Origin of the sequence: Rhodoblastus acidophilus (assembly GCF_009720655.1) — a bacterium.
In the GTDB taxonomy this organism is placed as follows: domain Bacteria; phylum Pseudomonadota; class Alphaproteobacteria; order Rhizobiales; family Beijerinckiaceae; genus Rhodoblastus; species Rhodoblastus acidophilus_A.
Window position 1 is genome coordinate 368,710 of record NZ_WNKS01000003.1, and the last position, 23,370, is coordinate 392,079.

22 protein-coding genes and 1 tRNA gene are annotated in these 23,370 nt (G+C 65.0%); 13 read left to right on the plus strand and 10 right to left on the minus strand.

The genetic code is table 11. The features are described 5' to 3' along the window. The first annotated feature begins 87 nt into the window (after positions 1-87). The 3 genes from GJ654_RS06115 to GJ654_RS06125 all read left to right on the plus strand — a co-directional run bounded on the left by GJ654_RS06115 (position 88) and on the right by GJ654_RS06125 (position 5,402). Positions 88-1,977, plus strand: a complete 1,890-nt coding sequence (locus tag GJ654_RS06115; RefSeq protein ID WP_155445240.1) for a SurA N-terminal domain-containing protein — start codon at positions 88-90, stop codon at positions 1,975-1,977. 2 nt (positions 1,978-1,979) lie between these two features. Continuing rightward, on the plus strand, positions 1,980-3,500 hold the full coding sequence (gene trpE / locus GJ654_RS06120; protein ID WP_155445241.1) for an anthranilate synthase component I: 1,521 nt from the start codon (positions 1,980-1,982) through the stop codon (positions 3,498-3,500). 210 nt (positions 3,501-3,710) lie between these two features. Then, positions 3,711-5,402 (plus strand): DEAD/DEAH box helicase, encoded by a 1,692-nt coding sequence (locus GJ654_RS06125; protein ID WP_264586114.1) that lies wholly within the window; start codon positions 3,711-3,713, stop codon positions 5,400-5,402. A gap of 131 nt (positions 5,403-5,533) precedes the next feature. Here GJ654_RS06125 and GJ654_RS06130 read toward each other — a convergent pair whose 3' ends face one another. The 3 genes from GJ654_RS06130 to GJ654_RS06140 all read right to left on the minus strand — a co-directional run bounded on the left by GJ654_RS06130 (position 5,534) and on the right by GJ654_RS06140 (position 9,199). Further along, the gene (locus GJ654_RS06130) at positions 5,534-7,297 is read right to left on the minus strand and encodes a methyl-accepting chemotaxis protein (protein ID WP_155445242.1); all 1,764 of its coding nucleotides are present in this window, start codon (positions 7,295-7,297) and stop codon (positions 5,534-5,536) included. Positions 7,298-7,586: 289 nt separating this feature from the next. Then, positions 7,587-8,309, minus strand: coding sequence for an SMC-Scp complex subunit ScpB (scpB, locus tag GJ654_RS06135; protein ID WP_155445243.1), 723 nt, complete (start codon positions 8,307-8,309; stop codon positions 7,587-7,589). A gap of 86 nt (positions 8,310-8,395) precedes the next feature. Beyond that, positions 8,396-9,199 (minus strand): segregation and condensation protein A, encoded by an 804-nt coding sequence (locus GJ654_RS06140; RefSeq protein WP_155445244.1) that lies wholly within the window; start codon positions 9,197-9,199, stop codon positions 8,396-8,398. A 78-nt stretch (positions 9,200-9,277) separates the two neighbouring features. On the opposite strand from GJ654_RS06140, the gene GJ654_RS06145 reads away from it, so the two are divergent. The 5 genes from GJ654_RS06145 to GJ654_RS06165 all read left to right on the plus strand — a co-directional run bounded on the left by GJ654_RS06145 (position 9,278) and on the right by GJ654_RS06165 (position 13,857). Continuing rightward, complete coding sequence (locus GJ654_RS06145; RefSeq protein ID WP_196305447.1) at positions 9,278-10,051, plus strand: NUDIX hydrolase; 774 nt, start codon at positions 9,278-9,280, stop codon at positions 10,049-10,051. A gap of 27 nt (positions 10,052-10,078) precedes the next feature. After that, positions 10,079-11,233, plus strand: a complete 1,155-nt coding sequence (locus GJ654_RS06150) for an MFS transporter (RefSeq protein WP_155445246.1) — start codon at positions 10,079-10,081, stop codon at positions 11,231-11,233. 135 nt (positions 11,234-11,368) lie between these two features. After that, on the plus strand, positions 11,369-11,536 hold the full coding sequence (gene rpmG / locus GJ654_RS06155) for a 50S ribosomal protein L33 (protein WP_104506871.1): 168 nt from the start codon (positions 11,369-11,371) through the stop codon (positions 11,534-11,536). A gap of 503 nt (positions 11,537-12,039) precedes the next feature. Further along, positions 12,040-12,969 (plus strand): transglutaminase family protein, encoded by a 930-nt coding sequence (locus GJ654_RS06160; protein ID WP_155445247.1) that lies wholly within the window; start codon positions 12,040-12,042, stop codon positions 12,967-12,969. 54 nt (positions 12,970-13,023) lie between these two features. Further along, on the plus strand, positions 13,024-13,857 hold the full coding sequence (locus GJ654_RS06165; RefSeq protein ID WP_155445248.1) for a transglutaminase-like domain-containing protein: 834 nt from the start codon (positions 13,024-13,026) through the stop codon (positions 13,855-13,857). Here the strand turns inward: GJ654_RS06165 and GJ654_RS06170 are convergent. After that, entirely contained in the window at positions 13,841-14,029 is a 189-nt protein-coding gene (locus GJ654_RS06170; RefSeq protein WP_155445249.1) for a hypothetical protein, read from the minus strand. The genes GJ654_RS06165 and GJ654_RS06170 overlap by 17 nt on opposite strands. Before the next feature lie 82 nt (positions 14,030-14,111). On the opposite strand from GJ654_RS06170, the gene GJ654_RS06175 reads away from it, so the two are divergent. From GJ654_RS06175 to GJ654_RS06190, 4 genes are all read left to right on the plus strand, one after another. After that, a protein-coding gene (locus GJ654_RS06175) for an IS5 family transposase (protein WP_425540372.1) occupies positions 14,112-14,863 on the plus strand; the annotation gives its coding sequence in 2 pieces (ribosomal slippage) (positions 14,112-14,445 and positions 14,445-14,863; 753 coding nt in all). An 85-nt stretch (positions 14,864-14,948) separates the two neighbouring features. After that, a complete protein-coding gene (locus GJ654_RS06180; RefSeq protein WP_155445251.1) occupies positions 14,949-16,823 on the plus strand; it encodes an ABC-F family ATP-binding cassette domain-containing protein in 1,875 nt (624 codons plus the stop codon). Positions 16,824-16,934: 111 nt separating this feature from the next. Continuing rightward, positions 16,935-17,621, plus strand: a complete 687-nt coding sequence (locus GJ654_RS06185) for a cation transporter (RefSeq protein WP_155445252.1) — start codon at positions 16,935-16,937, stop codon at positions 17,619-17,621. 31 nt (positions 17,622-17,652) lie between these two features. Next, positions 17,653-18,417, plus strand: coding sequence for a phosphatase PAP2 family protein (locus tag GJ654_RS06190; protein ID WP_196305448.1), 765 nt, complete (start codon positions 17,653-17,655; stop codon positions 18,415-18,417). Here GJ654_RS06190 and GJ654_RS06195 read toward each other — a convergent pair. The 6 genes from GJ654_RS06195 to GJ654_RS06220 form a co-directional block, all read right to left on the minus strand. Continuing rightward, the gene (locus GJ654_RS06195; RefSeq protein ID WP_155445254.1) at positions 18,306-18,596 is read right to left on the minus strand and encodes a TIGR02300 family protein; all 291 of its coding nucleotides are present in this window, start codon (positions 18,594-18,596) and stop codon (positions 18,306-18,308) included. The two genes, GJ654_RS06190 and GJ654_RS06195, sit on opposite strands and share 112 nt — an antisense overlap. Before the next feature lie 104 nt (positions 18,597-18,700). Further along, positions 18,701-20,065 carry a GTPase HflX gene (gene hflX, locus GJ654_RS06200; protein ID WP_155445255.1) on the minus strand — a complete coding sequence of 455 codons (1,365 nt, stop codon included), beginning with the start codon at positions 20,063-20,065 and terminating at the stop codon, positions 18,701-18,703. 9 nt (positions 20,066-20,074) lie between these two features. Beyond that, the gene (gene hfq / locus GJ654_RS06205; RefSeq protein ID WP_155445256.1) at positions 20,075-20,326 is read right to left on the minus strand and encodes an RNA chaperone Hfq; all 252 of its coding nucleotides are present in this window, start codon (positions 20,324-20,326) and stop codon (positions 20,075-20,077) included. 155 nt (positions 20,327-20,481) lie between these two features. Further along, entirely contained in the window at positions 20,482-21,342 is an 861-nt protein-coding gene (locus GJ654_RS06210) for a D-amino-acid transaminase (protein ID WP_155445257.1), read from the minus strand. Positions 21,343-21,352: 10 nt separating this feature from the next. Beyond that, positions 21,353-21,889 (minus strand): chromate transporter, encoded by a 537-nt coding sequence (locus tag GJ654_RS06215; RefSeq protein WP_155445258.1) that lies wholly within the window; start codon positions 21,887-21,889, stop codon positions 21,353-21,355. After that, the gene (locus GJ654_RS06220; RefSeq protein WP_264586113.1) at positions 21,886-22,407 is read right to left on the minus strand and encodes a chromate transporter; all 522 of its coding nucleotides are present in this window, start codon (positions 22,405-22,407) and stop codon (positions 21,886-21,888) included. Before GJ654_RS06220 ends, GJ654_RS06215 begins: the two co-directional genes overlap by 4 nt. Positions 22,408-22,643: 236 nt before the next feature. Between GJ654_RS06220 and GJ654_RS06225 the strand changes: the two genes are divergently transcribed. Next, positions 22,644-22,717 (plus strand) — tRNA-Gln (locus GJ654_RS06225). Positions 22,718-23,370: the final 653 nt, after the last annotated feature.

The following is a 23,370-nucleotide window of genomic DNA, read 5'->3' on the forward strand; positions in this document are numbered from 1 at the left end:
GCCCGCCAAAATGGATTGCGCGGAACGCGACGCGTTTCTATAGTCCGGCGCCTTGCGCCACCCCCGGCGCCGAACAAGAGAGACTCCATGCTCGACGGCCTGCGGATCATGTCCAAAAACATCCTGGGACGCACGATCCTCGCCGCTTTCGCCGCCCTGATCGTGGTCGGCTTCGGCTTTTTCGGCATTCGCGACGTGTTCACCAATTTCCGCGCCGACCAGCTCGCGACCATCGGCGATACGACGATCGGCGTGGTCCAGTATCGCAGCGAATATCAGTCCGAACTGCAGCGCCTGCAGCGGCAGGCCCGGCGCGCCGTCACCAACGAGGAGGCCAAGGCCATTGGCCTCGACCGGCAGGTCCTCGCCCGCCTGCTCACCAGCGCCGCGCTCGACCAGGACGCCGCCCGGCTGGGCCTGAGCCTGTCCGACGCCGATGTCGCCAAGAGCATCAAGGCGGAAAAAATGTTCGCCGGCGCCGACGGCAAGTTCGACCAGGCGCGGTTCGACATGATCCTGCGCGACAACGGCCTCAACGAGACCACCTATCTGCGCGAGGAGCGCGCCAATTCGGTGCGTCAGGAGATCGCCAGCGCCATCATCGGCGCTTACAAGATTCCGCAGCTGATGCTGGAGGCGATCAACCGCTTCAACACCGAGACGCGCAAGGCCGATTATTTTGTTCTGCCGGCGCCCGACGCGAGCGCCCTGCCCGCGCCGACCGACGAGGCGGTGACGGCGTTTTACGAGCAGCGCAAGGACGGCTATCGCAAGCCTGAATATCGCAAGGTGACCGTGCTGGTCGTCTCGCCCGAGGCGCTGGCGAAGTCGGCGACCGTCTCCGACGAGGCGGCGAAAGCCGCCTACGACCGCGACCTCACGCAAAAATACGGCACGCCGGAAAAGCGCGTGCTGTCGCAGCTGACCTTCCAGAGCAAGGAGGCCGCGGACAAGGCCCGCGCCCGCATGGACAATGGCGTGCTGTTCAAGACCGTATCCGAGGAAAAGGATTCGGGCGGCGTGTTCGCCGATCTCGGCGAGGTCGCCAAGGCGGGCGTGTTCGACACCGCCGTGGCCGAGGCCGCGTTCAAGCCGACCGAGCCGGAAGTGGTCGGCCCGTTCCAGGGCAAGTTCGGCTTTGTCATCGTCAAGGTGGCCAAGATCATCCCGGGAACCACCCAGTCCTTCGCCTCGGTGAAGGACCAGATCAAGACCGAAATCGCCAAGACGCAAGTCAAGGGCGACCTGCAGACCAAGCACGACAAGATTGAGGACCTGCGCTCTCAGGGCAAGACTTTGGCGCAGGCCGCTCAGGACGTCGGGCTGTCCGTTGATACCCTGGTCACCGACGCCTCCGGCGCCAACAAGGATGGCGCCCCGGTCGGCGCCACGCCGGAACTGGTCAAGGCGATCTTCGCCTCCGACATCGGCGTCGACAACGATTCGGTGTCGCGCAAGGACGGCGGCTTCGCCTGGTTCGAGATCGCCGCCATCGACCCCTCGCGCCAGCAGCCGCTGGACGAGGTTAAGGCGCAGGTCGCCGAGGCGCTGAAAACCTCGGAGGCGCAAAAGGCGCTTGCAGCCAAAGCCAATGAACTGGTCAAAAAAATCGAGGGCGGCGCCGACATCGCCGATCTCGCCCGCGCCAATGACGCGAAGCTGAAGCAGGCGACCAATGTGCGCCGCGCCGGCGGCGAGGGTCTGAGCGAAGCGGCGGTGGCGCAGATCTTCGCCCTGCCTTTGGGCGCCTCCGGCGTGGCGCTGGCCGACAAGGGCGGGCGCTATGTGCTGAAAGTGACGGATTCGACGGTGCCGCCGCTCGACCCCAAGGACCCCAACCTCGCCCGCGCCCTGCCCCAGCTCGAAGGCGCCATGGCCGACGAACTGCTGGTCCAATATGTCGGCGGCCTTGAGACGCAGCTCGGCGTGAAGATCAACCAGACCTCGCTGCGCAGCGCGCTCGGCTCGGAGCAGTGAGCATGTTCAGCCCGGAATTCGACGCTTTCGCCCGCATTTTCGACGCTGGCGAACCGTCTCTGGTCAGCCTGAAGCTGGTGGCCGATCTGGAAACCCCGGTTTCGGCGTTCCTGAAACTGTCGGTCGGGCGAAAAGGCGACGTGTTCCTTTTGGAATCCGTCGAAGGCGGCGCCGCGCGCGGCCGCTATTCGATGATCGGCCTCGATCCCGACGTGATTTTCCGGGTGACCAACGGCAAGGCGGAAATCAACCGCGACGCGCTCCAGGACCGCGACGCCTTCGTCGCCTGCGCCGAAAAACCGCTCGACGCCCTGCGCGCTCTGCTCGACCAATCGGCGATTCCGGCCGTTCCCGGCCTGCCGCCGATGGCGGCGGGCGTGTTCGGCTATCTCGGCTATGACATGGTGCGCGAGATGGAGCGGCTGGCGGAGCCCAAGCCCGACCCGATCGGAACGCCCGACGCGCTGCTGGTGCGCCCGACGCTGATGGCGGTGTTCGATTCGGTGCGCGACGAAGTCTGGCTGGTGACGCCGGTGCGCCCCACCGAGGACGGCTCCGCCCGCGCCGCCTACGAAAGCGCGCTTGAGCGGCTTGAGGCGGCGGTCGCGGCGCTGGAAGGCCCCGTGCGCCACGAGGCGCCGGCGGATGACGCGGTGCTGCTGCAGGCCCACGCCCCCGTCTCCAACACGCCTGAATCCCGCTATCTCGCCATGGTCGAGCAGGCGAAAAGCTATATTCGCGCCGGCGACATTTTTCAGGTCGTGCTGTCGCAGCGTTTCACCTCGCCGCTGCAACTGCCGGCCTTCGCGCTCTATCGCGCGCTGCGCCGCGTCAACCCGGCGCCCTTCCTGTGCTATCTCGATTTCGCCGATTTCCAGATCGTCTGCTCCAGCCCGGAAATCCTGGTGCGCGCCCGCGAAGGCAAAGTCACGATTCGCCCGATCGCCGGCACCCGCCCGCGCGGCGCCACGCCGGAAGAAGACAAAAAACTCGCGGAAGAACTTTTGGCCGACCCCAAGGAGCGCGCCGAGCACCTGATGCTGCTAGACCTCGGCCGCAACGACGTCGGCCGCGTCGCCGCCACCGGCACGGTTCAGGTCACCGAACAATTCGTCATCGAGCGCTACAGCCACGTGATGCACATTGTCTCCAACGTGATCGGCGCGCTGGACGAGTCCAAGGATGTGATCGACGCTTTGTGCGGCGGTTTTCCCGCCGGCACGGTGTCGGGCGCCCCAAAAGTGCGGGCGATGGAGATCATCGACGAGCTGGAGACCGACAAGCGCGGCATTTACGCCGGCTGCATCGGCTATTTCGGCGCCGCCGGCGAGATGGACACCTGTATTGTGCTGCGCACCTCCGTCGTGAAGGACGGTTTCATGCACGTGCAGGCGGGCGCCGGCATCGTTTACGATTCCGACCCCAAGGCCGAGCAACAGGAATGCATCAACAAGTCCCGCGCTCTGTTCCGCGCCGCCGAAGAGGCGCTGCGATTTGCATCCAGCGTCAAGCGGGGGCAATAAAGACAGCAATGCCGGCCTCTCCCCCTCTCCCCGTTTACGGGGAGAGGGCCGGGGTGAGGGGCCGGGGCATGGAACCGCGCGGCTGATCGTTACGTTTCGATCGGCCCGGTCCTGCTTTCCTGACGTCTCGAGGCCAGCGCCCCGCCCCGCCCTAACCCTCTCCCCCCCAGGCGGAGAGAGGGAATCACAGATCACAGATCGGCCCATTTCGTGTCCCTATCCCAAATCCCCCCCGCCCTCGCCCACGCCCTTGAAGCGCGCGGCTACGCAACCCTCACCCCCGTCCAGCAGGCCATGCTGCGGCGCGACGCGGAGGGGCGCGATCTCGTGGTTTCCGCCCAGACCGGCTCCGGCAAGACCGTGGCTTTCGGCCTGTCGATGGCGGGCGACCTGCTCGGCGACAGCGAGACCCTGCCCGACCTCGGCGCCCCCGCCGCGCTGGTGATCGCGCCGACGCGCGAGCTGGCGCTTCAGGTCGCGGGCGAACTCAAATGGCTGTTCGCGCAGGCCGGTGGCCGAATCGTCACCTGCGTCGGCGGCATGAATCCTCAAATGGAACGTCGCGCGCTGGCGGCGGGCGCCCATATCGTCGTGGGCACGCCGGGCCGCCTGCGCGACCATATCGAGCGCCGCGCGCTCGACCTGTCGAAACTGGCGGCCGTCGCCCTGGACGAAGCCGACGAAATGCTCGACATGGGCTTTCGCGAGGATCTCGAATTCATCCTCGGCGCCGCGCCGGAGAGCCGGCGCACCCTGCTGTTTTCCGCCACCATGCCCAAGGGCGTCGCGGCGCTGGCGCAAAAATTCCAGCGCAACGCCTTGCGCATCGAAGTCGCGGGCGAGGCGCGAGCCCATGCCGACATCGAGTACCGAGCCGTTCGCGTCGATCCGCGCGAGATCGAAAAGGCCACGGTCAATCTGTTGCGCTACTTCGATCCGCCGACGACCATCGTGTTCTGCAATACGCGCGAGGCCTCGCGCCACTTGCAGTCCACGCTCCAGGAGCGCGGCTTTTCCGCCGTGCTGCTCTCCGGCGAACTCGGGCAGCACGAACGCAACCTGTCCATGCAGGCGCTGCGCGACGGCAGAGCGCGCGTTTGCGTCGCCACCGACGTCGCCGCGCGCGGCATCGATCTGCCCAGCGTCGGGCTGGTTGTTCACGCCGATTTCCCCCATGACGTCGAGGCGTTGAAGCACCGCTCGGGCCGCACGGGCCGTGCGGGACGAAAGGGCGTTTCCGTCCTGCTGATCCCGCCGAAAATGAACCGCCGCGCGGAAAGCCTGTTTTCCCAGGCGCAGGTGTTTCCGCTTTGGCAGCTCGCGCCAGGGCCGGAGGAGATTGCGAAACTCGACCGCGCCCGCATCGCCGAGGACCCCGTGTTTTTCGAAGCCGGCGGCGAGGAGGAGGCCGAATTGGCCAACAGCCTGCTCGAACAGCATGGCGCGGAGAAATGCGCGGCGGCGCTGGCGAAATTCCTGGCCGCGCGCTGGCCGGCGGCGGAAGAACTCAAGGACCCCGGTTTCGCCCCCCCGGCGAAGGGCGAGCGCAAGGAGCCGCGCAAGCGCGGCGAACCCACCGATACGGTCTGGGTGCGGCTCGCCGTCGGCCGCTCGCAGCGCGCCGAGCCCAAATGGATTCTGCCGATGCTGTGCAAGAAGGGCGGGCTGCACCGTGAGGACATCGGCGCCATCAGGATTTTCCAGGACGAAACCAAGGTGGAGATCGCCGGCGCCCGCGCCGAGGATTTTCTCAAGGCGATGCGCCGGCCAGGACCGGACAAGCTTCCCGCCGAAATGACCAGCGCGCCCACCGATCAGGAGCTGCGCGCGCGGCCAAAACCCCGGTTCGGCGACAAGCCCGACGGCGCTCCGCGCGACGGCAAGAAGAAGCCCAAGGCCTGATACGGTTTCCGCAAGATCGCTTCGCGATCCGCGAAAACGAAATCGCGCGGAAATCCTTCAGGCGAAGGGCGGATGTCCGCGCGAGCGGAATACGATTTCCGAACTGATCGTTCGGAAATCGTATGACGGCCCTACGCCGTCAGGCGTTCCCGCCCAGCGCCGCGCTCAGGCCCACCGGCTTGCCGCATCGCGGCGCGGCGCTCGGTCAGATCGGTCTGCACCATGGCGACAAAACTCTCCATCGCCGCGGCGATGCGCTCCGCCGCCGCCGCCACCGCCTCGGACGCGGCGGCGAGCTGGCCGGCCTCCGCGTCGGTCTTCTCCGCGATGACCGTCACCGCATGAACGTTCTGCGCCGCCTGCTGGCTGCGCCCCGCGGCGAGCGTGACGTTCCGGGCGATTTCGCGGGTCGCCTCGTCCTGTTGTGACACGGACCCGGCGATCCCCAGGGTCATGTCACGGATGTCGGCGACCTTTGCGTTGATCTCGCGGATGGCGTCCACCGCCGCGCCGGTGACGGCGTGCATCTGCCCGATCTGGGCGACGATGTCGTCCACCGCGCGCCCGGTCTGCTCCGACAGGCCCTTGACCTCGTTGGCGACCACGGCGAACCCGCGTCCGGCCTCGCCGGCGCGCGCCGCCTCGATGGTGGCGTTGAGGGCCAGCAGGTTGGTGCGTCCCGATATGGTGCGGATCAGGTCGAGAATGGCGTCGATCTGCCGCGAGGATTGGGCCAGCCCTTCCATGTTTCCGGTGGCGCCCTCGGCGGCGCTGGCGGCGGACTCGACGACAAGTCTGGCGCGCTCGGCTTGCCCCGCGATTTCGCGGATCGAGGCTTCGAGCTGCGCCGTGGCGGCGGCGACGGCCTGGGAATTCGCGGCGGCGCCGGTCGTCGCGGCGGCGGCGTTGTCGGCGTCGCCGCGCACGCTCGCCGCGCCCGCCGCCAGAGTGGCCGAAGCCGAGCGCATAGCGCCGGTCTGCCGGCCAAGTTCGGTCACCGAACCGGAGATGACGCTGGAAAACTCCTGAACCTTGGCTTGCAGCGCCTCCTGGCGCTGGATTTCCCGCTCGCGCGTCGCGCGCTCGGTCTGCGAGAGACGGCGGCGATCATGCTCGTTGGCGAGGAACACTTCGACGGAACGGGCCATTTCGCCGATTTCGTCCTTGCGGGTCCGGAACGGCGCGTGATCGATCAGGTCCCCCTTGGCCATGCGCGTCATGGCGTCGGCGAGGCCGGCGATGGGCCGCACGATGAGTCTCGACACGCCATAATAGGCGGCGAGGGTTCCGCAAATGGCGAAAAAGCCGAAAAGGGCCATCACCCCGGTGAACAAACGGTCGGCGCGCGCCGCCTGCGCCTCGACCTCGGCCGTCAGGCGGTTGGTCTCGGTCACCAGCCGGTCGATCGCGGCGCGATGTTCGCCATAGGCGGCCTTCAGCTGGCGGAAGGCGTCGTCCGCCTCCCCCTTGGCGCCGCGCGCCAGAGCGGGAAGAAACGCGTCGAAGGCGAGGCTCCAGAATCGCCGCGCCGGCGTGTCGGATTCGCGCAGCAAAAGGTCGCGCAGGGACGGAGCGAGGTCCTGCCCGTTCCAATAATCGTGGCGCTCGTCGTAGTCCTTGCGCAATTGCGTCAGGCGCCGCTTGTGGCCGTCGAGCCCGGCGACATCGTCGCGCGCCAGATTGACCTCGAGAAAGGCCTCGATGAGATATTCGGGCGGCGGCAGGATGTCGGCGACCAGATCCTTGCCCTGGATCACCTTCTGGTAGACGGGTCCGCCGACCTTCAGCGCGTTGAGACTGTAATGGGAGGCCAGGGCGTTCAAACCGCAGCCCACGAGCATCACGCCCATGACAATTTTGGCGGCGAGCGACAGGTTGATCGCAAATGTCTTCATATCAGGCTTTCGGGACCGGGCGCATGAAACAGTGACCCAGACCTGCTTAGGCGCGCTCACTTGCCCGAACCTGTTGGCTTTTGCTTAGCTTCTGCTGAAAAAATCCGTTCCGATGGCCATGGTTCGAGACGGCTGCTGCGCAGCCTCCTCACCATGAGGGATTTTTTATATACAACAATAGAGTAGCCCTCACCCTGAGGAGCCCGCCTTGGCGGGCGTCTCGGGCGCGCGCGCCAGGGCGGGGGCGGGCCACGGGTTTTTCAACAGCCTGCTGGACACAAGCTTCGCGCTACCCCTCCTCCGGCAGGTCCGAGGCGAAGGCGTCGCTCAGCGGCTCGTCGCCGAGCGGCTCCTCGTCCTCCATCAGGCCGGCGTCGTCGCGCGGCTGCGGCACGCCAAAGCCCTTTGGCAGACGCCCGTCGAACAGGCCGGCGGCCTTCAAATCGTCGAGGCCCGGCAGGTCGGAAATCTGCTCAAGGCCGAAATGCAGCAGGAATTTCTCCGTCGTGCCATAGGTGACGGGACGCCCCGGCGACTTGCGGCGGCCGCGCAGCCGCACCCAGCCGGTCTCCAGCAGCACGTCCATCGTGCCCTTTGACAAGGCGACGCCTCTGATGTCCTCGACCTCGGCGCGGGTGGCGGGCTGGTGATAGGCGATGATCGCCAGGGTCTCCATCGCCGCGCGCGACAGTTTTTTGGGATCGACCTGCTCGCGTTGCAGCGCCCAGGCGAGGTCCGGCGCGGTGCGGAAAAACCATTTTTTGCCGACGCGCACCAAATTCACCCCGCGGCCAAAATATTCGGCCTTGAGATAGGCGAGAACTTTCGGCAGGTCGGCGGCCTGCGGCAGGCGCTTGGCCATTTCCTCCTCGCCGAGCGGAACTTCCGCGGCGAAGATCAGCGCCTCGCACAGCCGCATGTGGGCGCGCTGCTCCTCGTTCGGCGCCTCGCGCACGAGATGCGAGGCGGCGTCGGCGGCGCGAAGGTCGAAGAGAGGTTCCTGATCTGCCATCGATTTGGATTTGTCAGTGGCCCTCACCCTGAGGAGCCCGCCTCAGCGGGCGTCTCGAAGGGCGGGGGCGGTCCACGAAACTGAAGTCATTCCGCCGCCATCGCGGGGGGCTGCTCGCCCTTGCGCCGCAGCCACAGCGGCCCAAAGGTGTGATCCTGGCGCAAGTCGATCCGCCCCTCCTTCACCAGCTCCAGTGTCGCCGAAAAGGTCGAGGCGCGCACGGTGCGAGCCTGCGCCGGGTTCGCCACCCATTGGATCAGATAATCGTCGAGCGCCGTCCATTCCAGCGCCATCCCCAAAATGCGCTCCAGCGCCTCGCGCGCCTCCGCCAGCGACCAGACGGTGCGGGTCTTGAGCAGCGAGACGTTTGACAGCGCCTGCTTCTGCCGCTGCCGCGCATAGGCCGCGAGCAGGTCATAGAGGCTGGCCTGATAGAGCGGCGCATTGACCACATCCACGCCTTCAGGGTTTCCGCGCGGAAAAATGTCGCGGCCCATATGCGGGCGTTCGCCCAACAGCTCGGCGGCGGCGCGAATTTTTTGCAGGCGTTGCAGCCGGTGGGCGAGGCTGGCGGCCAGCGCGGCGGCGTCGGGCTCGGCGGCTTTGGGCGGCGCCGGCAGCAGCAGCCGCGATTTCAGATAGGCGAGCCAGGCGGCCATCACCAGATAGTCGGCGGCCAGCTCCAGCCGCACCTTCCGCGCTTCCTCGACGAATTTGAGATATTGTTCGGCCAGCGCCAGCACGGAAATACGGGCGAGATCGACTTTTTGGCGGCGGGCGAGCTCCAGCAGCAGGTCGAGCGGACCTTCATAGCCGTCGAGATCGACGCGAAAAGCCTCTTCCGGCCCATCCCGCCTGTCCTCGAAACTGTCCTCCCGCCCGCCGTCCAACGTTTTTGCGCTCCTTGGCCCGAATCACTCAAGTCGAGGGTGGGCGAATCGCATGCAAGCCGCAAGCACGGAAAAGTTTTGCCAAGCAAAGTCCACAGCAAAGCTTTCGAATTGACGCAAGCGGCGCTGTCGCGGCGCGAAAAAGACCATTATGGTCGCGCCGTGACCACAAACCGCCCCCCCCGCCCCCATGACGCCGCCGCCCTCGTCCTGATCGAAGGCAAAGGCGCCAAAACCCGCGTGCTGCTTGGCAAGCGCCATCCCGCGCTGAAATTCATGCCGGGCAAATATGTCTTTCCCGGCGGCCGGCTGGAGCGCGGCGACCGCGCCATGACCGTCGCGGGCCCGCTCGATTCGCGCGACGAGGCCCGTCTGATGAAGGTTGCGGGCAAGGGCGACGATTTTGCCCGCGCGCTCGCCCTGGCCGCCATCCGCGAATGTTTTGAGGAGACCGGCCTCGCCCTGGGGGTCTCAGGCTACGGCGGCCCGGCGCGCGCACCGGCCTGCTGGCGCGCCTATGCGGCGCAAGACCTGCTGCCGGACCTGCAAGAGCTGCATTTCGCCGTGCGCGCGATCACCCCGCCGTTTCTGCCGCGCCGCTTTGACACCCGCTTCTTCATCGCCGACGCCAAACAGATTTCGGCCAGGGTCGACGGCGTGTGCCATGCGGATGCGGAGCTGACCGAAGTTTTGTGGGCGCCGCTCGACAAGGCCGACGCCTTTGACATGCCGGATGTGACGCGCATGGTGCTGAAGGAGGTGCGGGCGAGACTGGACTCGGGCCTGAGCCGGTTCACGCCGGTTCCGCATTACCATCACAGCCGGGGCGTGTGGCGGCGTGATTTGCTGTAGTCATCTCCACCGGGCATAAAGCCCGCCATGTCCGCCTTCGACGCCCCTACAAAAAAATCGCTCGCCGCCGCCATCGCCTGCATTTCCATTGTCGGCATCGGCCTGTCCCTGGTGATTCCCCTGCTGGCGCTGCGGCTGGAGGCCGCCGGATTCGCCGCCCATGACAATGGCGCGCAGATCGCCGTGTCCGGCCTCGCCACGCTGATCGGCGCGCCGCTGGCGCCGCCGCTCGCCCGCCGATTCGGGCTGCGCGTCCTGCTCGGGGCGGCCATCGCCCTCGCCGTCGCCTCGCTGGCCGCCTTCGCGCTCACCTTCGATTATCGCGCCTGGCTGGCGATCCGCTTCGCCTTCGGGCTCGCCCTGACCATCGTGTTCGTGCTCAGCGAATTCTGGATCAGCGCCGCCGCGCCGCGCGGCCAGCGCGGCCTGGTGCTGGGCATTTACGCCACCTTCCTGGCCCTTGGCTTTGCCGCCGGCCCCACCCTGCTGAGCCTCACAGGAACGGAAGGCGTGAGTCCCTTCGCCGTCGCCGCCGTCATCACGGCCGCCGCCGGCCTGCCGGTGGTCTGGGCGGGCGAACCCGAAACCGGTTTCGACCAGCCCGGCCGACCCAAACTCGGGCCGATTTTTAAAGCGGCGCCGGTCGCCGTGACCACTGCGCTGCTGTTCGGCTGCATCGAGACCGGGCTGAACGGGCTGCTGCCGGTGTTCGGCCTGCGCTCCGGCTTTTCGCAGGCGTGGGCGACGTTCCAGCTCACCTTGTTCGCCCTGGGCAATGTGGTGTTTCCCGTGCCGATCGGCATGCTCGCCGACCGCACCGGCAAAATCCGCCTGCTCGTCTGGTTCAGCCTGATCGGCCTGTTCGGCGCGCTGATCCTGCCGGGCCTCGCCGAAAATCGCGCGGTTTACGCCTTGGGCCTGTTCATCTGGGGCGGCGTCGTCGGCGGGCTCTACACGGTGGGGCTGGCCGCGCTCGCGGAGCGATTCCACGGCGAAAAGCTCGCCGCCGCCAACGCCGCCTATATCATGATGTATGCGCTCGGCATGATTTTGGGGCCTCCGCTGCTGGGACTGGGCCTCGATCTGGCGCCGCGCGGCCTGTTCGACGCGCTCGGCGTCTGTTTCGCCGCCTATCTTGGCCTCATCCTGTTTTTCCATGGGCCTTTCGCTCGAAAAACTTGACAAGATGAAGACGGCCGCTATGGTGCCGTCACGAATTCGGGCCGGAGCAATCCGGCCCCTTTGTTTCCAATGGCCTCGTCCGATCCTCTTCGCATTGAAGACTCGTATGCTGCGCCGGTTTGCAGGGTTAAAGACATGGCCAAGGCCGCCACGATCAAGATCAAGCTGCTGTCGACCGCCGACACCGGTTTCTTTTACGTCACCAAGAAGAACGCCCGCACCAAGACCGACAAGCTGGCGTTCAAGAAATACGACCCCGTCGCGCGCAAGCACGTGGAGTTCAAGGAAACCAAGATCAAGTAATCGGGTTTTCCGAACGCCAAAGCCGCCCACCCGGGCGGCTTTTTTGTTTTCGGGGTGTCCGATCGAGGCGGAAGCTCAGGCGGCGCGAAAAATAATGCTTCGGCGGAGATCGGTTCGAAGGCGTCATTCAAGCTTTTCCTGCAATGGCCGGAGCAACGTCGTCAGCGGCCTTTCCCAGCTTGTGTTGACGCGACAGAGTGATACGATTTCCGAAGGATCAGTTCGGACATCGTATTCCGCTCGCGCGGCAATCCGCCCTTCGCCTGAAGGATTTCCGCGCGATTTCGTTTTCGCGGATCGCGAAGCGATCTTGCGGAAACCGTATGAATGAAGCGAGCTGGGCTGACATCAAGCGCATGGAATAAGCCGCGCCATCGCGACCCTCAACGGCAGACCTGTTCTCATCAAACGCGACGCCGAAGGAAATCAGCGGTTGTCTTGCGTTTTCGCCAGCGCATTATGGACGTCGCCGCCGGATGGGGCGATTCCAGGGCTCGGGGTCCATGACCGTCTTCAGCGTGAATCACGTCACGACTTACGCCTATGCGGAGCCGGTTCGCCTGGGCGAACATCGCATGATGCTGCGTCCGCGTGACAGCAACGATCAACGGCTTCTCGAAGCCAGTCTCGACATCGATCCGCCGCCAAAAACCTTGCGGTGGATCCACGATGTCTTCGACAATTGCGTCGCCGTCGCCACCTTTTCGGGCGAGACCCGGAAACTGCGGGTGGAGAACAGGATCACGCTGGAGCATACGCCCTTTGAGGGCGACGAGTTCCTGCTGGATGACAGCGCGCGGTTTTATCCCTTCGCCTATGAGAGCGAGGAAATGCCGGACCTCGCCCGTTCGATCGAGCGGCATGTTCCCGATCCCCAGGGCGAGCTTGACCGCTGGGTGCGGCGTTTCCTGCATCCGGGGCGGCCGACCGAAACCGGCGAACTGCTGATGACGCTGACCTATGCCATCAAGGAAGGATTCTATTACGAGCGTCGAGTCGAGAAGGGAACGCAGAGCGCGCTTGAGACCTTGGCGCGCCGGCGCGGCTCCTGTCGCGACTTTGCCACCCTGATGATGGAAGCGGCGCGGGCGCTGGGCTTCGCAGCCCGGTTCGTCTCCGGTTACCTCTATGTGCCCGATTGCGACTCCGGGGACCGTTATCTGGGCGGCGGCTCCACCCATGCGTGGCTCCAGATCTATCTTCCGGGCTCCGGCTGGGTCGAATTCGATCCGACCAATGGCATCGTCGGCAATCGCGATCTCATTCGCGTGGCGGTCGCGCGCGAGGCCCGGCAGGCGATCCCGCTTTACGGAAGCTATTTCGCCGATAACGCGACCGAAAGTTCGATGGGCGTGGAGGTGCGCGTTCGCCAGTCGCCCGCTTGCGGATTGCCGGGTTCGCCACATCTGGACATCAAGCGATCGGGAACCTGAACGCCCGTCTCACGTTCAGCTCAAAGCTTGCCCTCTGGCGCGTGAGATCTCCGAATGTTGATTGAGGCTGGTTTTGACATTGCGTTCGACTGTCCGGCGCAGACGCCAATGCTCTTGCAATTGAATGTCCATCCGTCGCGCGAGCCCGACCTTTTGACCGCGGACCAGATTCGTTCCGATCCATCGGTTCCCCAGAGCGCCTATGTCGACCTGTTCGGCAACCGGGTCACGCGCCTGGACGTCCCGCCCGGACATGTAACCTTCAGCAACCGCTTTACCATAGCCGACAGCGGCGAGGCGGACCCGACGCCGCCCGACTCTCCCTTGACGCCGATCTCCGCCCTTCCCGACGCGACGCTGCTCTATCTCACGTCGAGCCGGTATTGCGACAGCGACAAGCTCTCGGATTTCGCCTGGGCCCATTTCGGCAAGATCGCGGGCGGCGCCGCGCGCGTGCAGGCGATCTGCGATTTCGTCCACGACACGATCCGCTTCAGCTATCCGGACGCCCGGCCCACGCGATGCGCGAGCGATTCTCTCGACGAAGGCGTGGGCGTCTGCCGCGACTTCGCCCATCTCGCGATTGCGCTCTGCCGCTGCATGAACGTTCCCGCGCGTTACGCAACGGGCTACCTCGGCGACATCGGCGTTCCCCCCGATCCCGCGCCGATGGATTTCAGCGCCTGGTTCGAAGCGTACCTTGAGGGACGATGGTATTCTTTTGACGCGCGCCACAATCGGCCGCGCATCGGCAGGGTGGTCATGGGCTATGGACGCGACGCCGCAGACGTGCCGCTCACGACCGCCTTCGGCGTCGCCACGCTCGCGCGTTTCGAAGTGGTGACCCGCGCGTTAAGCCAACAGGGAATGGTCAACCCGGCGGCTTGAGCCGCCTCCCGCTGTGCGGCGCGAGCGATCTCTCTTTCGCCAGAACCGCAGCAACCGAGGAGATCGTTTCCGCGCCGGCGCGCTCTCCATCGCCAACCGTCACCGCCTGTGCCGCCGCGCCGACTTTGCTGAAAACGTCTGCGGACGTCGTCTTTCCGTCGATCGCCGACACGGCGCCTTAGAGCGCGTTGACATTTGAGATTCCCACAGACTCGCAAATCTGATTCAAGCTCCTTTTCGGTCGGGAGCCATGAATGTCGGTTCGCTTGGTGTTGGGAGATTCTCAATGGGTTCGGATGGCGCCGCATTTGCCTGGAAAGGTGGGCGATCCAGGCCGGAGCGGAGCCGACAATCGGCTGTTTGTCGAAGCCGTTCTCTGGTTGGCGCGAACGGGTTCGCCGTGGCGTGATCTTCCAGAAATTTTCGGAAACTGGAACAGTGTGTTCGTTCGTTTTTCGCGCTGGTCGAAGGATGGCGTTTGGGACAGGCTGTTCGTGGCGATGGCCGACGACCCGGACTTCGAATACATCATGATCGACTCGACCATCGTCCGGTCGCACCAACATGCGGCTGGGAAAAAAGGGGGTCTGAAGCTCGCGCGATCGGCCGGTCACGCGGCGGTTTGACCACCAAAATCCACGCCGTCGTCGATGCTTTGGGCAATCCGCTTCGGTTTATTCTCTCGCCGGGTCAGGCCAGCGACTACACCCAAGCCGAGGCTCTCATCACCGATTTGCCCGCCGAGTCCGTTCTTGGCGACAAAGGCTACGACTCCAAGGCTTTCCGCGACGCCATCGCCCTGCAGGACGCCGTCGCCGTCATCCCGCCCAGAAAGACGTCACCGCAGGTCGCCTGCGACTTCGCCCTCTATTGCGAGCGCAACCTCGTCGAACGGTTCTTCCTGAAAATCAAGCACTTCAGGCGCATCGCAACACGCTACGAACAAACGCCCAGAGCCTTCATGTCCATGCTCGCCCTTGTCAGCGCGTTCATTTGGATAAAATGAATGTCAACGCGCTCTAGACCAAGCGTGCTGATCAGGCTAGGTCGATAAATCGGCAAAACTCCTCACCACCCGCCTTCATCTCCCCATGCTGCAAATCACCGATCTCACCTACCGCCTCGGCCCCCGCATCCTGTTCGACTCCGCCAGCGTCCTGCTGCCGGAGCGCGGCAAGGTTGGTTTTGTCGGCCGCAACGGCGCCGGCAAGACAACCCTGTTCCGCCTGATCCGCGGCGAGATCGCCGCCGAGAGCGGCACAACAAGCCTTCCGCGCGGCGCGCGCATCGGCAGCGTCGAGCAGGAGGCCCCCGGCGGCGACGGAAAGCTCATCGATTTCGTCCTGGCCGCCGACAAGGAGCGGGCGTCCCTGCTGGAGGAGGCGGAAACGGCGACCGATCCGCATCGCATCGCCGAAATCCATGTCCGCCTCGTGGACATCGACGCCCACGCGGCGCCGGCGCGGGCCGCCGAAATCTTGGCTGGCCTCGGTTTTGATGAAGCCGCGCAGCATCGCGCGCTCAAGGAGTTTTCGGGCGGGTGGCGGATGCGCGTGGCGCTGGCCGCCGTCCTGTTCGCGCGCCCCGACCTGCTGCTGCTCGACGAGCCCACCAACTATCTCGATCTCGAAGGCGCGCTCTGGCTCAACGATTATCTCAAAACCTATCCGGCGACGACGGTCATCATCAGCCATGACCGCGACATGCTCAACGAGGTCTGCGACCACATCGTCCATCTCGAACAGGCGAAACTGACCCTCTATCGCGGCAATTACGATTCGTTCGCGCGGCAGCGCGCGGAGGCCCGCATGTTGCAGGCCAAGTTCCTCAAAAAACAGGAGGACAAGCGCGCGCATCTCCAGGCTTTTGTCGACCGCTTCCGCGCCAAGGCCACCAAGGCGCGACAGGCCCAGAGCCGCCTCAAAATGCTGGAGAAGATGGAAGAGGTTTCGGCGGTCGTGGACGAGGAGGTCCTGCCGTTCAACTTCCCCTCGCCGGAAAAACCGCTGTCGCCACCGCTGATCGCGCTGGAGGGCGTGTCGGTCGGCTACGACGACCGCGTGATTCTCTCGAAACTCAATCTCACCCTGGCCGACGACGACCGCATCGGTCTGCTCGGCGCCAATGGCAACGGCAAATCCACCTTTGCCAAGCTGCTGGGCGGCCGCCTGCCGGCGATGTCGGGCGTGATGAAGCGCTCGTCCAAACTGGAGGCCGGCTTTTTCGCCCAGCATCAGGTCGACGACCTCAACGAGAGGGACACGCCCTATCTCGCGGTGCAGCGGCTGATGCCCGACCAGCCGGAATCCCGCGTGCGCGCCCGCGCCGCGCAATTCGGTTTTCCCGGCGGCAAGTCGGACACCCGCGTCGCCGAACTGTCCGGCGGCGAAAAGGCGCGGCTGCTGATGGGCCTCACCACCTTCGCCGGCCCGCACCTGCTGATTCTCGACGAACCGACCAACCATCTGGACATCGACAGCCGCGCGGCGCTGGCCGAGGCGATCAACGATTATGCCGGCGCCGTCATCCTGATCTCGCATGACCAATATCTGCTGGAGGCCTGCGCCGACCGGCTCTGGCTGGTCGCGGACGGTTCTGTAAAGCCGTTCGACGGCGACATGGCGGATTACCGCAAATTCGTCCTCGACTGCGCGCGAGGACCGAAGGAGAAATCCGGCAATGGCGGCAACGCCGCGCTGGAAGCCCGCCGCAACGCCGCGCAGGCGCGAAAAGAGGCGGCGCCGCTCTTGAAAAAGGTGAAGGCGGCGGAAGAGAAGATGGAGAAATTTTCGAACCTGATCGCCAAGGTCGACCTGATGCTCGCCGATCCCCGCGCCTTCGAGCGCAACCCGGCGGAAGCGACGAAGTTGTCGCAGCAGCGCGGCGAGCTGGAAAAAGCGCTCGCGGCGGCGGAGGAGGAATGGCTGGAGCTTTCCGCCGAATATGAGGCGCTGGTGAACGGGTAGAGCTTTTTCACGTTTCATGGAAACATGAATAAGCTCTGGCTTCTTGTTTTTACGCGTTTTCTTCACGCGAACCGACATCCACTTCGCTTGAAAACGCTCTAGGAGCGCGCGATGGCCGATCAATGCTGCGAAACCAAGACGTGCTGCGGCGCACAGGCGGCGCCTGAACCGGTCAAGGCGGCGTGTGGCTGCGCCGAGGGCGTGCCGGTCTTCGACGGGCTGGACCCGCGCTACAAACGCATCCTGTGGACGGTCATCGGCATCAATGGCGCCATGTTTCTGGGCGAGACGGCGGCGGGGCAATGGGCGGGCTCGCAGGCGCTCAAGGCCGACGCGCTGGATTTCCTGGCGGACACCGTGACCTACGGCCTGTCGCTGGCGGTGATCGGCGCGAGCCTGCGCACACGCGCCACGGCGGCGCTGTTCAAGGGCTTTTCCCTGTCGCTGATGGCGCTCTGGGTGTTCGGCTCAACGGTCTATCAGACGCTGATCCTGGGCCTGCCGAAGGCCGAGGTGATGGGCGCGGTCGGCGCGCTGGCGCTCGCGGCCAACCTGGCTTCGGTGTTGCTGCTGATGCCGTACAAGGACGGCGACGCCAATGTCCGCTCGGTCTGGCTCTGCTCGCGCAACGACGCCATCGGCAATGTCATCGTGATGGCGGCGGCGCTCGGGGTGTGGGGCACGGCGACCGCTTGGCCCGACCTTCTGGTGGCGGGACTCATGGCCGGCGTTTTCCTTACGTCATCGGCGCAAATCCTGCGTCACGCCTGGGCCGAATACCGCGAAGGCGCAGTTTGAATCGTCACGCTTTGGCGGCAGAATGGCGGGCATGAGAAAAACCGCCGTCACCATCGCCTTGCTCGCCGCGATCCCGCTGTCCATCGCCTATTTCGACCAACCGCTGACCCTGTGGGCGCACGCGCAGTTCCACGGGATACGCCAGACGTTTCACACTCTGACCCGAGTGGTCGAGCCAATCGAGTTGCTGGCGATGCTCGGCCTGATCTGGTGCGGCGCGCGCTTCGCCTTTGGCCGCCTCGCCCGGCCCGAGATCGCGCTGCTGCGGCTCAGCCTCGCGGTGCTCACCGCCATCGGCGTCAAGGATTTGCTAAAACTCGCGTTCGGCCGCACCTGGCCGGAAACCTGGACCAACGGCAATCCGAGTTTCATCGCCGACCACGCCTATTATTTCGCCCCATTCCACGGCGGTCTCGGCTGGTCGGCCTTCCCCTCCGGCCATCAGACGGTGACGGCGGCCTTTTGCGGCGCGCTCTGGATTCTGGCCCCCCGCCTGCGGCTGCTGTGCGCGGCGGTGATGCTGGTGGTCGCCATCGGCCTGATCGGCGCCGACGAACACTGGCTCAGCGACGTCATCGCGGGCGGGTTGGTCGGATGGTTGATTGGGGTGCTGATGACCAAGATTGAGCTGCCGAAAACCGACTCTCCCCGCTTGCGGGGAGAGTGCGCGCCGCGCGTCGGCCATCACGCTTCTTCGGCGGTCGCCGGCCTTTCATCGGCATCTTCATCATCTTCATCCTGCTCGCCGTCCGAGACTTTGACGTCTTCTTCGGTCTCTTCAACGACGGCGGCCTGAGTTTCAAAAGGCTTGTGAGCAAATGCGCCGCCAACCCGCCGCGGAGGCGAGCGCGGAAGCGGCACGGGTTCGAAGACAGCGCCGCATTTTGGGCATTTGATCGGATCCTTGGCGAGGTCGAAAAACTTGGCGGCGCAGTTCAGGCATAGCCTTTTCTCGCCCCTTAACGCTTCTGTCATGACTCATCTCCTCGCGGCGTCTGACGCCGCGCTCCGGTTGCAGCATGTGTTGAATTGCGCGATGCGCGCGACGAACCGAAGCGCGAGACCGGCGTAGGTATTGGTCAGTTCATATCCCGCAGTCTCTGGGGAAATCGCCGCTCAAGTCGGGCGCGCGTTTCCTCGGGCACGCGAACCTGGAACGCCGCGCCCTCCTCCAAAGCCTGCCGCTTCAGCACTTCGGTATGGGCGTAAAGCCACGCCTGCCCCTCGCCATCGGCGGCGTCGAGCAGGATTTCGAACAGCGCGCGGCCGCTGCCGACCCGCGCCTCGATTCCTTCAAGCAAGTCGTCGATCCCATCGCCCGTAACGGCCGAAACTACGCAGGGACGTTCCTCCGCCGGCTTCCGCGCCGCCGTTTCGCGCAGCCGGTCGCGTTCCTCCGGCGGCAGCAGGTCGATCTTGTTCCAGACCTCGATCAGCCGCGAATCATGCGGATCGATTCCCAGCTCGGCGAGAATCTTCTCGACGTCCTCGCCCTGCGCATCGGCGTCCTCATGCGAGATGTCGCGCACATGCAGGATGACGTCGGCCTCCAAAACCTCTTCCAGCGTGGCGCGGAAGGCCGACACCAGCATGTGCGGCAGGTCGGAAATAAAGCCCACCGTATCCGACAGGATGATCTTCCCGCCATGCGGCAGTTTCAGCCCGCGCAAGGTCGGATCGAGCGTGGCGAACAGCAAATCCTTGGCGAACACGTCCGCCTTGGTCAGCCGGTTGAACAGGCTGGATTTTCCGGCGTTGGTGTAGCCGACCAGCGCCACGATCGGAAAGGGAACCTCGCGCCGGCTTTTTCGGTGCAGCCCGCGCGTGCGCTTCACCTGTTCGAGGTCGCGCTCGATTCGGGTCATGCGCTCCTGAATCAGGCGCCTGTCGGTCTCGATCTGGGTTTCACCGGGACCACCCAAAAAACCGAAACCGCCGCGCTGGCGCTCGAGATGGGTCCAGCTGCGCACCAGACGCGACTTTTGGTAGGCCAGATGGGCAAGCTCCACCTGCAAGGCGCCCTCTTTCGTTCGGGCGCGCTCGCCGAAGATTTCGAGAATCAGCCCGGTGCGGTCGATAACCTTGGCGGCGAACGCCTTTTCGAGATTGCGCTGCTGGACCGGCGACAGCGCGCAATCCACCACCACCAGATCCGCCTCGCGCTCCTTCACCAGAGCGGCGATTTCGTCCACCTTGCCCTTGCCGAGATAGGTCGCCGGCCGAATCTGCGACAGCAACGCCAGCTCGCGGCCGACGATCTCCACATCAATGGCCAGCGCCAGCCCTTCAGCCTCGTCCAGCCTCGCTTCCGGCCCGCGCAACGGCTTTGCGCCTTCGGCGTAAATCGCAGCGCGTTCCGTAAGATAGGGGCCGAGCACAAGCGCCCGGGTCCGGTCGCTGTTCCGCGTCCAGACCCCGCCGCCAAAAACCTCGGTTTCGCTCAATGAGTGACCTTACTTGTCCTGTGCTTCCTCGGCCGGATCGAACATCTGGATCGGGTGACCGGGCATGATCGTAGATATGGCGTGCTTGTAGACCAATTGCGAGTGCCCGTCTCGCCGCAACAGCACGCAAAAATTGTCGAACCAGCTCACAACGCCTTGCAATTTCACGCCGTTCACCAGGAAGATGGTCAGCGGGACCTTGTTCTTGCGCACGAAATTAAGAAAAGTGTCCTGTAGATTTGGGGTTCGTTCGACCGCCATGTTTTTTTCCATTCACTTTTTGACGCCCGTGGGGAACGGTTTTGGCGACGTCTTGTTTGAGGCCGCGCTGCCCATGGCGCGGCAGCACATTAGATGCTCAAGCCCGACGTTTAGGCAAGATGTTCTTTCGAGCAGGCCATGTTTATGAAGCACATTTAACCTACACTCGTCATGGGATCATGGAACGCGCCCCGCAAAGCCAACGCCACCGGGCCGGGCGCGCCGTCGCCGATCGCGCGGCCGTCAACCCGGACCACGGGCATGACCAGCATGGTCGCGCCGGAAATGAACGCCTCCCGGGCGGCATAGGTTTCAGCGACGGTGAAGGCGCGCTCGATCACGCGAATAGCCTTCACCGCGGCGATCTCCAGAATTCTTGCGCGCGTGATTCCCGAAAGAATGGACGAATCGGCGGGATGGGTGATGAGCCTCCCTTCCCCGTCAACGATCCAGGCGTTGCTCGACGCCCCCTCGGTGACGAAACCGTCCGCGCCCACCAGCCAGGCCTCGGCCGCGCCCGCCTCCTTCGCCTGCTGCTTCGCCAGCGCGTTGGGCAACAGGCTCACGGTCTTGATATCAGGCCGCTTCCAGCGGATGTCAGGCAGCGTGATTACCGCGATGCCTTTGTGCGCCTTGGCGTCGCCGGCGACCGGATCGTGCGGCCGGGCGGTGACGACGAGATTCGGAGGCGTGTCGGCTGCGGGAAAATAATGCTCGCGCCGCGCCGCGCCCCGCGTCACCTGAAGATAGACATGGCCAAAGCGCACGCGGTTGCGGGCCACGACTTCGCGCAGAACGAATTTGAGTGCGGCTTCGCCCATCGGCGGTTTCAGGCGCAATTCCGCAGCCGAGCGCGCGAGCCGGTCGAGATGGCCGCGCTCGTCGAACAACACGCCGTCAAACACCTCGATGACCTCGTAAATCCCGTCGGAAAACAGGAAGGCGCGGTCATCGATCGATATGCCGGCTTCGGCATGGCGAACATAGCGCCCGTTGACATAAGCGACGCGGCTCATTTTCTTCCCTTCACATCCAGCCAAAACGCCCGGCGGCCACGGCCAAGAACGCGCCCGCGGCCATGGCCCAGAGCGGGCTGCGCGACGAATAGACGACAAAGCCGGCGGCGGCAAAGGTGATGGCGGCGGCGAGCGCGGTGGCGTCGGCGGCGCGGGCGAGCAGATAGCCGTTCGCCGCCATCAGCCCCACCGCGAGCGGAATCAGCGCCGCCTTCAACCGCTTCAGCCAGGGAGCCTGGGCGTTCCGGCGCAGCGTGCGCGCCAGAGCCAGCGCAAGGATCGAGGACGGGCCGAGGATACCGAGCGTCGCCGCCAAAAAGCCAGACCACCCCGCGAGCTCCCAGCCGAACAGGGGAAAGACGATCACATTGGGCCCCGGCGCGACCTGGGCGATTGCAAAAATTTCCGCGAAGCGTTGGGAGGTAGACCAGTGTTCGCCCTCCACGAGCTGCCGATTCGCCTCGGGCAACACGGCGGCCGCGCCGCCCACGGCCAGCAGCGACAAGCCGGCGAATCGCAGGAATATACGAGGCGCCAGTTCGTTCACGACCGCCCCCGTCCCAGCAGATAGCTCGCCGGCGCGAGCACGCCGAGCACAAGCGGCAAAGGCAGGCGCGCGAGAGCCACGGCGGCGAAGACGGCGGCCGCCAAGCCCAAGACCGCCGGCGTGCGCGAAACGTTTTTCAGCATTTTCAGCGCGGTCCCGAGCGCGAGCCCGGCGGCGGCGGAGGCGGCTCCGGCCAGGGCGGCGCGCACATCGGGATGATGCGCGAAGGCGGCGAAAAAGCTGGCGATGACAAGCAGAAAGACGAGCGGCGCGGCGAGCAGCCCCACGAGCGCGCAAAACCCGCCGCTCGGCCCGCAAAAGCGGTCGCCGAGCACGAGCGCGAAATTGCAGGTATTGGCGCCGGGCAGCGCCTGACACAGGCCGAGCAGCGCGGCGAATTCGGAGTCGTCGAGCCAGCGGCGCTCCTCGACGACGATTTGCCGCGTCAGGGGCCCGACGCCGCCAAAACCGATGGCGCCGAGTTTGAGAAAGCCGAGGAAGAGCTCGATTCGGGTCACGGGGCGGATCTTGGGCGCCCTTGCGACGGGCGGGCTTGTATCCAGGTCATGACGCGCCTCCTCTCGGTCTCATGCGCCAACTTTGGTCGGCAAGGTGGCGAGCGTGGCGCCCGGAGTCAAAGGGGTCAGCGGCGATTTTCCATGAGAGGTGGCGTTCGGCGAGTTTTTACACTTGCGCATCGTCGCTGTCTTGGCTATCTCAACCGGACTTCGACGCGGCCAACTGGCCGAGGCGATGGGGAATAGTTCAACGGTAGAACAGCGGACTCTGACTCCGTCAATCTTGGTTCGAATCCAGGTTCCCCAGCCAACAAATTCAGAGACTTGTGGTCAGTGGTAACAGGCGGCAGGCTGATCGGTAACAGATCGGCAACGAGCCGGCTGAAGCGGTACGGCTTGCGGAGCATGTGGTACGGCGCGGCGCTCAGCGCGAATCAGAGAGTGCCTGACCTCAGGCTGCTTCGGGTTTCCGAAAGTTGCCCTCAACCTCGGCGGCGGATAGTCTCGCTTTAGGTTCTTTTGTTGATTGGCAATTCGATGAAGTGGCTTCAGCGGCTCTTCCCCGGCGTGTTCAAAAAGTCGACAAGGCAAAACGTTTCCGTCGCGCTGACGTCCGAGGGGGCTGCCCCTGAGAAAAGGAAGCGCGCAAGGTCCCCAAAACGGAACCGTCCAGAGCCTTCAGCCGAAGAGATTGCCGCCGCTGAAGAGCGTTACGCTTGCCACCTGCGCGAGAAGTTCAGGGCGGCTTCGGAATCAGAGTTACCGGTACGACGACCGCACATGGCGCCCGCCGCGGTTATCGGCGAAACTGGCAAGGGTCTGAATCCGTTGCGAGGTCTCGCTTAAACCCATGCATCAACACAGGAATGAAGGCGCCTCTTATACCAAGTCTCGCTGATCAGAACCCATGCGCCCAATCGCGGAGTCCGATGGACATGATGCGCCACGGTTGGTCGACGAGCT

Bases quoted from the DNA above. Each gene is read 5' to 3' on its own strand.
- GJ654_RS06190 (WP_196305448.1), top strand. From the start codon at position 17,653: ATGAGAAAAACCGCCGTCACCATCGCCTTGCTCGCCGCGATCCCGCTG.
- hfq (WP_155445256.1), bottom strand. From the start codon at position 20,326: ATGGCGGTCGAACGAACCCCAAATCTACAGGACACTTTTCTTAATTTC.
- GJ654_RS06180 (WP_155445251.1), top strand. From the start codon at position 14,949: ATGCTGCAAATCACCGATCTCACCTACCGCCTCGGCCCCCGCATCCTG.
- GJ654_RS06115 (WP_155445240.1), top strand. From the start codon at position 88: ATGCTCGACGGCCTGCGGATCATGTCCAAAAACATCCTGGGACGCACG.
- GJ654_RS06160 (WP_155445247.1), top strand. From the start codon at position 12,040: ATGACCGTCTTCAGCGTGAATCACGTCACGACTTACGCCTATGCGGAG.
- scpB (WP_155445243.1), bottom strand. From the start codon at position 8,309: ATGGCAGATCAGGAACCTCTCTTCGACCTTCGCGCCGCCGACGCCGCC.
- GJ654_RS06210 (WP_155445257.1), bottom strand. From the start codon at position 21,342: ATGAGCCGCGTCGCTTATGTCAACGGGCGCTATGTTCGCCATGCCGAA.
- rpmG (WP_104506871.1), top strand. From the start codon at position 11,369: ATGGCCAAGGCCGCCACGATCAAGATCAAGCTGCTGTCGACCGCCGAC.
- GJ654_RS06130 (WP_155445242.1), bottom strand. From the start codon at position 7,297: ATGAAGACATTTGCGATCAACCTGTCGCTCGCCGCCAAAATTGTCATG.
- GJ654_RS06195 (WP_155445254.1), bottom strand. From the start codon at position 18,596: ATGACAGAAGCGTTAAGGGGCGAGAAAAGGCTATGCCTGAACTGCGCC.
- trpE (WP_155445241.1), top strand. From the start codon at position 1,980: ATGTTCAGCCCGGAATTCGACGCTTTCGCCCGCATTTTCGACGCTGGC.
- GJ654_RS06185 (WP_155445252.1), top strand. From the start codon at position 16,935: ATGGCCGATCAATGCTGCGAAACCAAGACGTGCTGCGGCGCACAGGCG.
- GJ654_RS06150 (WP_155445246.1), top strand. From the start codon at position 10,079: ATGTCCGCCTTCGACGCCCCTACAAAAAAATCGCTCGCCGCCGCCATC.
- GJ654_RS06165 (WP_155445248.1), top strand. From the start codon at position 13,024: ATGTTGATTGAGGCTGGTTTTGACATTGCGTTCGACTGTCCGGCGCAG.